Source organism: Catenulispora pinistramenti, assembly GCF_018274385.1.
Taxonomy (GTDB): domain Bacteria; phylum Actinomycetota; class Actinomycetes; order Streptomycetales; family Catenulisporaceae; genus Catenulispora; species Catenulispora pinistramenti.
On record NZ_JAAFYZ010000313.1, the window covers coordinates 1 to 9,595 of the forward strand.

Here is a 9,595-nt window from a genome sequence, read left to right on the forward strand (position 1 = left end):
CCCGCCTGATCGCCCCCTGCCTCACCGCCCCTGGCTGAAAGCCGCATCGAACGAAGCCGCCGGCGGCTCAATCCTCGCCAGCCCCCGCACGAATGCCAGCGCCTCAGGTGCCCCGACCAGCCGGTCCATGCCGGCGTCCTCCCACTCGACGCTGATCGGCCCCTGATATCCGATCGAGTTGAGCATCCGGAACACCGGCTCCCACGCCACGTCGCCGTGCCCCGTGGACACGAAGTCCCACCCGCGCCGGGGGTCGCCCCAGGGCAGGTGCGAGGCGAGGCGGCCGTTGCGGCCGTTGAGGCGCTTGGCCGCGTCCTTGCAGTCCACGTGGTAGATGCGGTCGCGGAAGTCGTAGAGGAAGCCGGCCGGGTCCAGGTCCTGCCAGACGAAGTGGCTGGGGTCGAAGTTGAGGCCGAAGGCTGGGCGGTGGTCGATTGCCTCCAGGGTGCGCACTGTGGACCAGTAGTCGTAGGCGATCTCGCTCGGGTGCACCTCGTGGGCGAAGCGGACGCCGACTGAGTCGAAGACGTCCAGGATCGGGTGGAAGCGGCGTGCGAACTCCTCGTAGCCGGCCTCGACGACGTCGGCGGAGACCGGTGGGAACATGGCCAGTAGGTGCCAGATGGGTGAGCCGGTGAAGCCGATGACGGTCTGCACGCCGAGTTCGGCCGCCGCCCGCGCGGTGTCGGCCAGTTCCGCCGCCGCGCGCTTGCGGACGCCCTCGGGCTCGCCGTCGCCCCAGATGCGCGCGGGGAGGATGTCCTGGTGCCGGCCGTCGATCACGGCGTCGCAGACCGCCTGGCCGACCAGGTGCGTGGAGATCGCGTGTACCTGGAGGCCGTGGCCGGCCAGCAGGGCTTTGCGACCGGCGACGTAGCCGGGCTCGTTCAATGCCCGGTCCACCTCGAAGTGGTCGCCCCAGCAGGCGATCTCCAAGCCGTCGTAGCCCCAGTCCGCGGCCAGTCGGCAGACCTGCTCGAACGGGAGGTCGGCCCACTGGCCGGTGAACAGGGTGATCGGACGGGTCATCGCGTACCTTCTTCTGTCGATCCTGTTGGCACAGCAGTCCATCCGGACTTGTTGCGAGCGCTGTCCTGCACCGCGGCCAGCACGCTCTGCACGTAGAGCCCGTCGGCGAACGACGGCGTCGGTGGCTTCCCGGCGGCGATCGCCTCGACCAGGTCCCGTTTCTGGTTCACGAACGTGTGGTCGTAGCCCAGGCCGTGGCCCGGCGGCCACCACGCGTCCAAGTAAGGGTGCTGCGGTTCGGTGGCGAGGATGCGGGTGAAGCCGGCGCCCGCGCTGTCCCCGGTCGCGTCGTAGAACAGCAACTCATTCATCGCCTCAAAGTCGAAAGCCACGCTCCCGTTGGACCCATTCACCTCGATCCGCATAGCGTTCTTGCGCCCCGGCGCGAAGCGCGTCGCCTCAAACGTCGCGATCGCCCCGCCCTCGCAATCAGCGAAGAAGACCGCGGCGTCATCAACCGTCACCCGGCCCCGCTCGCTCCCGGCCGCGCCGCTGAGCCCGGAGGCCGAGGTCGCCAACGGCCGCTCCTCGACGAACGTGCGAGTCAGGGCGCTCAATCCGGTGATCCGCCGGCCGGTCAGGAAGTAGGCGAGGTCCACGATGTGCGCACCGAGGTCGCCCAACGCCCCGGACCCCGCCTCCTCCCTCCGCAGCCGCCATACCAGCGGGAACTCCGGATCGTTGATCCAGTCCTGCAAGTACACGGCCCGCACATGCCGGATCTCGCCGATCCGGCCCTGAGCGACCAGATCGCGCGCCAGCGCCAGGGCCGGAGTGCGCCGGTAGTTGAACCCGACCATGGACTGGACCCCGCGGGCCGCCGCATCCCGCGCGGCGGCCGTCATCGCGCGGGCCTGCTCCAACGTGTTCGCCAACGGCTTCTCGCACAGCACGTGCTTGCCGGCCGCGAGCGCCGCCAAAGCGATCTCGGCGTGCAGCGCTCCGGGCGTGGTGATGTCGATGACGTCGATATCGTCCCGCTCGATCAGGCTCCGCCAGTCGTCGGTCGCGGACCGCCAGCCCCAGGCGCGCGCCGCCCGGTCGACGGCCTCGGCGTTGCGGCCGGCGATCGCGGTCAGCTCGGGCACCAACGGCAGTTCGACGGCCCGGCCGGCGGTCTGCCAGGCCAGCGAGTGCATGCGGCCCATGAAGCCGTGACCGATCAGGCCGACGCGGAGTACCCCGGGCACGCTGCTCCCCTCGCTCACGATCCAGCCGCCGGCATCAGCTGCGCCTGGTTGAACTCGGCGACATCCTTGTTGTCCCCGATACCCCCACCCCACTGGAGGTAGCCGTTCCGAACCCCGCTGTCGACGTTGTTGAGCATCGTCGAGATGGAGAACACAGAGTCGGCCGTCGGCTGCAACGAGGTGAGGTCACTCCACGGGATCGCGATCTCATAAAGGGTCGTGTGGGCCGCGTCATCACGGGTCACATGCACCTGTGCGTCGGTCACAAGGCCCGCACCCTGCGAGGGGCTGATCCACCGATAGAGCTGGGAACCGGCCGGAGTGAGTGCGGCCCCGTATTCATAGTGCCCTTCGAGCGAGTCGTTGCTCACCGACCCCGACGATCCCGGCACCCCGGAAGTGGCCGACACCTGCAAGCTGTCGCCCTTCCAGATGTCGCCGGCGGTGTTGGTCTGGGAGAACGCGGCCTCGGTCATATCGGCGGTGACGTAAAGGTTCTTAGCGTCCCAGTCGAACCACATCTTGCCGGACAGATAGGAGTCGCCGCCGTAGGGCAGCGAGCCGTCCAGCGACGCCCACGTCCCGTCCGCGCTGGTCGACAGGTTCACGTACGGGCCGTCCTGCACATCGGCGACCGTCCACGAACTACCGAGGCTCTTGTTGACCACTGGCACGAAGGTGGCGTGCCCGGTCAGATTCTCCGAGGACAGCCCGCCGGAGATGACGCTGCTGACCGTCAGCGGGTAGATCGTGGCGAAGCTGATGCCGGTCACCGGCACCGTCACCGTGGCCGAGGCCCCGGCGGCGATCGTGACGCTGACCGGCGCGGTGCCGGACAGGCTGCCGAGCTGCCACTTCACCCCGGTCACCGAGGTAGCTGTGTCCGAAGGGTTGTTCAGCACGACCTTCAACGATCCCGCGGCCGGGCTGGTCCCGGTGATCACCGGCGTGGCCTGTTCCGGGGTGGCGCCGGAGGTCACCGTGACCGGGCCGACCGACGTCTGGGTGTCGGGTCCGGCGGCACCGACGAAGGCGGTCGTCGCGTCCAGCTCCGTCTGCGTACCGGGGCTGGCGGCGGCTGGGATCGCGACGGTCCAACTGGCCGTCACCTTCTGGCCGGGGGCGACGCTGGGCAGCGTCACCGGCGTGGTGGCGGTCGCGGTCCAGCCGGTCGGGGTGGTCAGGCCCAGGCGCAGCTCGCGGACGGGCTTGGAGCTGGTGTTGGTGAACGTCTCGGTCGCGGTGGTCGTGGTCGCCGGCTTCACGATCGAAGGGGCCTGCAACGCGAACGGGTCTTGCACGATGATCGGGGCGGTGCCGGTCACCCCGTTCACCGTCACCTTGATCGTCGCCGCTCCCGGCGCGTGTGTGGTCACGATGCCGGAGGGGCTGATCGTGGCGACGCGCGGGTCGCTGGTGCTGTAGCGGACGTTCGCGTGGGTGAGGTCCACGAACGACTGGTCGTTGTTGACCGCCTCGACGATGTTGGCGGCCGGCGCGTGGTTCTGCTCCAGCGTGGAGTTGGTGTCAGGCGCGATCCACGGGTTGGCGGCCGTCAGGTCGAGCGTCTGGCCGGCGGTGAAGACCACCTGGTCCGGCTGGACCGCGACCGACTGCACCCGCGGCGTCATCGTGCCGTGCACGTCCACGGTGCCGGAACCGGCCGTGGTCGCCGAGTCCGGGCCGACGCGGAACTGGTACGCGCCGTCGGCGACGACCTGCTTCAGGCTGTTCTCGTCCCACTTGCTGAGGCTGGAGACCTGGACCGACAACGAGATGTGCTGGCTCTGGCCGGGCTGGAGGTTCTTGGTCTTCTGGAAGCCGGCGAGCTGTTCGCGGTTCGTGTCGCCGGACCCAGCGCCGGGAAGCGCGGCATAGAGCTGAGCGACGGTGGTCCCGGCGACGGAGCCGGTGTTGGTGACGTCGAAGCCGACATGGACGGTCCCGTCCGCGCTGGCCTTCTCCGGACCGACCTGGACATGCGAATACGTGAAGCCGCTATAGGAAAGGCCGTAGCCGAACGGGTAGGTCGGGGTCCCGGTGAAGTACTGGTAGGTCCGCCCGAGCCCGCCGGTCTGCGACGGAGTCAGTCCGTAGTTGTCCATCGGTGCGAGCTGGTTGTCGCCCGCGTACCAGGTGAAGTCCAGGTGCCCGGCCGGGTTCTGCTGCCCGAAGAGCACCTGGGCCAGCGCAGTACCCTGATTCTCGCCGTTGTAGCCGCTGAAGACGATCGCCGGGAAGTCCTTCTGCGCGGCCTGGATGTCATACGGGCCGTCGGCCTGCATCACCAGCGCGGTGCGCGGGTTGCCCAGGGCCGAGACCTGGCTGATCAGCGAGTCGTAGTTGCCCGGCAGGGCCAGGGTGCTGCGGTCGTTGGCCTCGTCGGCGACACTCATGTCCGAACCCGCGAACACGATCACCAGGCTCGCGGTCTTGATCGCGGCCTGGGTCGCCGCCGAGCACGCGGCCGGGGTGGTGGCCTTGGTCGAGGTGCCGCAGTCGTCGAAGGTGACGGTCGCCGACGGGTTCGCGGCCTTCACCGCCGCCGTGATCCCCTGCACCGCGTTGGTCTGGTGCGTCGGTTCGCCGGAGTAGCCGCCGAGCGTCACCTTGTTCGCCAGGTCTCCGACGATGACGATGTCGCCGGTCTTGGCCGGGTCCACCGGCAGCAGTTTGGCCGACGTGCCGGACACGCTGCCGTTCTGCAGGAGCACGATGTCGTTCGCGGCGACCTTCTCAGCGAGCGCCTGGTGCGCCGGGGATTCGATCTGGGCCTTGGTGATGTCCGTGTAGCCGACCCGGTTGGCCGGGTCGAACTCGCCGGTCTGCATGCGCACCGTGAACAGCCGGGTCAAGGTGGAGTCCACGACGCCGTTCGAGAGCAGCCCGAGGTCGATGGCCGCGCTGATGTTCTGCGTGGTCATCTCGCCGCCTGAGCAGTTGAGCTGGGTGCCGGCCCGGATCGCGAAGGCCTGGCCGCCGGCGGCCGCGGAGATCTGCTTGCCGGTGGTGTTGTTCGTCCAGGACGTGCCGTTGCTGGTCCAGCCGGGCGGGGCCCAGCCGTGCGAGGCGGCGCCGTAGACGTCACCGATCGCGCCGCAGTCGGAGGTGGTGTAGCCGGAGAAGCCGTAGGTGGCCTGCAACAGTTCGTCGACCGTGTAGGTGTCGGCCGGTGACGGCGTTCCGTTGACCGCGTTGTAGGAGGTCATGATCCCGGACACGTGCGCGTTCTGCACCAGGGACGCGAACTGCTTGGTGTAGTAGTCCCGGATGTTGGCGTCGGTGGTGTCGGAGCTGCCGGTGTGCCGGCTGTCCTCGACGTTGTTCAGGGCGTAGTGCTTGGCGGTCGCCGCGACCTTCAAATAAGGGGTCTGCTGCTGACCGGTGATGGTCTCGCCCTGGTAGCCGTCTACGAACGCGCCGGCCATCGTGGAGGTGAGGTAGGGGTCCTCGCCGAACGACTCGTTCGTGCGTCCCCACAGCGGATCGCGGTCCATGTTGACGTTCGGCGCCCAGAACGTCAGCGCGCCGTAGTCGCTCGCGGACGGGCCCAGGTTGTTCTGCCCGGTCCCGAACAGTGACTTGTCGTCGAAGCCGCGCACCTCGTCGGAGACCGCGGTGGTCTCCTGGTAGGTCAGCTCCGGATCCCACGACATCGTCGCGGCGAAGTTCACCGGGAAGCTGGTCGCGTGCACCCCGCCGGTGACGCCGCCCCGGTTCTCGTCGGCGCCCAGCGTGTTGACGCCGTGCTGGCCCTCGCTCCAGTACGTGTACTTCTGCACCCCCAGCCGCGGGATCGCCGGCGCGCTGTTGGTCTGCAGCTGCGCGACCTTCTCCGGCAGCGTCATCCGCGAGACCAGGTCCGCGGCGCGTTCGGCGAACGAGTAGTGCGTGTTCAGGTAGATCGGCTGCGCGGACTGGGCGGCCGGCGCGTCGGCCGGTGGGGTGGCCTGCGTACTCGCGTACGCGGCGGCCGGCACCATGGCCAGGGCGATTGCGGTGCACAGCAGCGTGCGGACTGGGCGCATCATGGGATGCATATAAAACCCACGCTGTTATCGGGGGCAAGGTTGTCGGCGGACCTTTCCCGTCCAGGCCGCTGATCAGCGAAGACGCCACCTCATACCCGACTGGATAAAGCGTGGGGCGGTGCGGATTGGCAATTAAGTGGGTTACCGTCGCGCGCTGAGACCTCTGGCGGTGGCGGTCAGGTGCCGAGGTGTCGGGTATCGCCGAGATGGCGGGTATCACCGAGGCTGACGACCTGACGGTTGTGGTAGAAGTCGTCCTCGCGCAGCGTCGTGATGCTGCCCGATGCCACGCGGAAGCTCACCGACCCCAGCGCTTCGAACGGCATCTTGATCCAGGCCGCGATGACGAATGTCAGCGCGAAGCCGTGGGTCACGATGATCTGGTACTCACAGTCGCGCGCGAGGATCTCCGCCATCGCCGCGTAGACGCGCTGCGCGCATTCCCCGCGCGTTTCGCCACCGCGCATGCCCTCGTAGTGCCCCATCCGATCCCCGGTGGCCGGCGGCGGGATGAATCGCCGGTCCAGCCACTGCCGAGGCCGCCCCTCCGCTTCCCCGTAGGACTTCTCCCGCAACCGCCGGTCCAGGACGGTCGTGACGCCGAGCAGATCGGAAACCTTCTCCGCGGTCTGCTGGGCCCGCAGCGAGTCCGAGGAGATCACCTCGACGTCGGCACCGGCGGGAATCTCAGCCCGCAGCACCCGGCCGACAGCCGCGGCATCCCGTCGGCCGGCCGGTGTCAGCTGCGAGTCGTACCAGCCGCCGACGAGCTTGTCGACATGGTGGGTCGCTTCGGTGTGGGTGACGGCGTAGATGGTGCGCATCGGATCAGTCTTCCACCATGCGTTCCACCGCTGTCGGCAGCGGGCGCGATTGTCAGTGGCGGCGGCTATGGTCGGGGTTGAAGGCATCAACCAATGGTTTGAGAGGTGTGTGCCATGGCCACGTTCGTTCTGGTCCCCGGTTTCTGGCTGGGCGCCTGGGAATGGGACACCGTCGCGGAGCGCCTGCGCGCGGCCGGCCACGAGGTGCATCCGCTGACCATGCTGGGGATCGGCGAGCGGGCCAAGGAGGCCACGCCGGAGACCACTTTGCAGGACGAGGTCGCGGACATCGTCGGCTACCTGCGCCAGCACCGGCTCAGCGATGTGGTGCTGGTCGGCCACAGCGGCGGCAACATGCCGGTCACCGGCGTGGCCGACGCGGCCCCGGAGCTGATCACCCGGCTGGTCTACGTGGACACCGGCCCGATGCCGTCCGGCCAGGGCACCATCGAGTTCAACCCGCCCGCGGCCCAGGAGGCACAGCGGCAGCTGGTCGCCGACGAGGGCGCGGGCTGGCTGCTGCCGGTCCCGTCCTTCGACACGGCCGCCGATCCGGTGAACCTGGCCGGGATCAGCGAGGCGGACCTGGAGCGCATGCGGACGCTGGGGAGCCCGCAGCCGTTCCGGACCGTGACCGACCCGCTGGAGCGACCCGGCGACAAGCTGCCGGTCCCGGCGTCAGGCATCTGCTGCACCTTCACCCCGGAGCAGATCACCGAGCTGGCCGCCGTCAGCCCGATCTTCGGTCTGATGACCCAGCTGGAGCTGCACCACCTGCCCACCGGGCACTGGCCGATGCTGTCGCGGCCGGACGATCTGGCCGCGCTGCTGGGCGAGATCGTCAAGTAGCGCTCAGAACCGGACGCCGGGTAAGGAGCAGCAGTGAAGATCTTCATCTCCTCGGACATGGAGGGCACGGCCGGGGTCGTGAACTGGGAACAATGCCGGCCGGGCCAGCACGACTACGAGCACTACCGCGGGCTGCTGCAAGAAGAGGTGAACGCGGCGATCGACGGCGCGAACCTGGCCGGCGGCCCACACGAGTTCCTGGTCAACGACTCGCACGGCCGGATGGCGAACCTGCGGCCGGAACTGTTGAGCGGCCGGGCGTCCTACCTGTCCGGCCACCACAAGCCGCTCTACATGATGCAAGGCCTCGACGAGTCCTTCGACGCCTGCTTCTTCGTCTCCTACCACGGCTCGGCCTCGGCAGAATCGGCAACGCTGTCCCACACCTACAACCCGGCCGCGATCGCACAGGTCCGGCTCAACGGCACGCTGGCCGGGGAGTCCGGAATCAACTCGCTGGTCGCCCAGGGGTATGGGGTACCGGTGGTGCTGGTGACCGGCGACCAGACGACGGCGCGCGAGCTCGAACCGTTCTGGCCACGGGCGCAAGCCGCGGTGGTGAAACAGTCGGTTTCGCGGTTCGCGGCCGAGAGCCTGCACCCGGCGCGTGCCAGGGAGCTGATCGCCGACCACGCGCGGCAGGCCATCGATTCTCTGCGCGAGCAACACGAGCGACACGAGCGACACGACAAGCCGACGGCCCGCATCGACACCCCGGCGACTCTCACGATCCGGCTGCGCAACCCGGATCTGGCCGAGATGGCGACGTGGCTGGAGCGTGTTGAGCGCGACGATCAGGATCCGACCGTCGTCCGGATCGCGGACGACGACCCGATCCGTCTCTACCGCACCTTCGTCATGCTGGTCATGCTGACGCGCGGCATCGCCGAGTGAGACAGAGGCGGTGTCGCGGCTGGAGCGGTGGGTGTCGCGGCTGGAGCGGTGTCGCGAGTGGCGCGTCAGGCATGCTTTGGTTGGCGGTTCGCGATGCGTTGGTCGCTGGTTGCTGGTTGCTGGTTGCTGGTCGCCGGTCTGGAACTGTTCCCACTGTTCCCGACCGGCGCTGCGGGCCAGCATGATCCGCTGCTGGGCGACGGTGCGGGGTTTCTTTTGGGGCTGGAGTTTGCGGGCCGGGTTGCGGTTGGCGTGTGGGTTTTAGAAGCTTTTTACGGCCTTCGGTCATAGTTGTGCCGGTTCGGGGTTCGGGTCGGCGGGTTTGATTGTCGGCCGCCAGTTCCCGCGTTCACAACCCCGCCGCACCTCAGGCCTCTTCAACTCCAGTAGGTCCGAGCACGGGCAAGATCAAGAGCAAGATCAAGAGCAAGATCAAAAACTGTGATGAAGAGCCGGGCCTCCGGCGGGCCTCGGCAACCTCAGGGAAACTAGCGCGGTTCCCTCGGGTGGCTGATCTAGTCTCAGCGGCGGCGGTCCCTGAGGTGGTGCGGTCCGTTCCCCTCGGTCGCGTCGTCAGCCCGATGGGTACAGCACCGGTGTCCGGGGGTAAAGTCCGCGCGCGGCGGTCATGCATTTGACCTGCGGTTTCGCATAGCGCGAACTTGACCCCCGGCCACCGGCACAATGCCGCGTAGTTAAGGTTTTGGTGGGGGTGTCAAGGGGCTGGTTGGTGGTGTGAACGAGACCTCTGATACATCGGTTCTTGTCTAGAGAAGCC

7 protein-coding genes are annotated in these 9,595 nt (G+C 68.3%); 3 read left to right on the top strand and 4 right to left on the bottom strand.

The window, feature by feature from the left end; genetic code table 11:
- Positions 1–21 precede the first annotated feature (21 nt).
- The 4 genes from KGQ19_RS45030 to KGQ19_RS45045 form a co-directional block, all read right to left on the bottom strand.
- Positions 22–1,029, bottom strand: coding sequence for a sugar phosphate isomerase/epimerase family protein (locus KGQ19_RS45030; protein WP_212021156.1), 1,008 nt, complete (start codon positions 1,027–1,029; stop codon positions 22–24).
- Entirely contained in the window at positions 1,026–2,240 is a 1,215-nt protein-coding gene (locus KGQ19_RS45035) for a Gfo/Idh/MocA family protein (RefSeq protein WP_438801903.1), read from the bottom strand. The genes KGQ19_RS45030 and KGQ19_RS45035 overlap by 4 nt, the downstream gene beginning before the upstream one ends.
- The gene (locus KGQ19_RS45040) at positions 2,234–6,259 is read right to left on the bottom strand and encodes a glycoside hydrolase family 3 C-terminal domain-containing protein (RefSeq protein WP_212021162.1); all 4,026 of its coding nucleotides are present in this window, start codon (positions 6,257–6,259) and stop codon (positions 2,234–2,236) included. Before KGQ19_RS45040 ends, KGQ19_RS45035 begins: the two co-directional genes overlap by 7 nt.
- A gap of 167 nt (positions 6,260–6,426) precedes the next feature.
- Positions 6,427–7,074 (bottom strand): histidine phosphatase family protein, encoded by a 648-nt coding sequence (locus tag KGQ19_RS45045; protein ID WP_212021164.1) that lies wholly within the window; start codon positions 7,072–7,074, stop codon positions 6,427–6,429.
- Positions 7,075–7,188: 114 nt separating this feature from the next.
- On the opposite strand from KGQ19_RS45045, the gene KGQ19_RS45050 reads away from it, so the two are divergent.
- From KGQ19_RS45050 to KGQ19_RS45060, 3 genes are read left to right on the top strand one after another with little or no spacing between them, the layout of a single operon-like run.
- Positions 7,189–7,923, top strand: a complete 735-nt coding sequence (locus KGQ19_RS45050) for an alpha/beta fold hydrolase (RefSeq protein ID WP_212021166.1) — start codon at positions 7,189–7,191, stop codon at positions 7,921–7,923.
- A 33-nt stretch (positions 7,924–7,956) separates the two neighbouring features.
- Positions 7,957–8,817 carry a M55 family metallopeptidase gene (locus KGQ19_RS45055; protein WP_212021169.1) on the top strand — a complete coding sequence of 287 codons (861 nt, stop codon included), beginning with the start codon at positions 7,957–7,959 and terminating at the stop codon, positions 8,815–8,817.
- Positions 8,818–8,874: 57 nt separating this feature from the next.
- The gene (locus tag KGQ19_RS45060) at positions 8,875–9,108 is read left to right on the top strand and encodes a hypothetical protein (RefSeq protein ID WP_212021171.1); all 234 of its coding nucleotides are present in this window, start codon (positions 8,875–8,877) and stop codon (positions 9,106–9,108) included.
- The last annotated feature ends 487 nt before the right edge of the window (positions 9,109–9,595 follow it).

What these genes read in the sequence shown, in the direction of transcription:
- KGQ19_RS45030 (WP_212021156.1), bottom strand. Translation starts at nt 1,029, where the DNA reads ATGACCCGTCCGATCACCCTGTTCACCGGCCAGTGGGCCGACCTCCCG.
- KGQ19_RS45040 (WP_212021162.1), bottom strand. Translation starts at nt 6,259, where the DNA reads ATGCATCCCATGATGCGCCCAGTCCGCACGCTGCTGTGCACCGCAATC.
- KGQ19_RS45045 (WP_212021164.1), bottom strand. Translation starts at nt 7,074, where the DNA reads ATGCGCACCATCTACGCCGTCACCCACACCGAAGCGACCCACCATGTC.
- KGQ19_RS45050 (WP_212021166.1), top strand. Translation starts at nt 7,189, where the DNA reads ATGGCCACGTTCGTTCTGGTCCCCGGTTTCTGGCTGGGCGCCTGGGAA.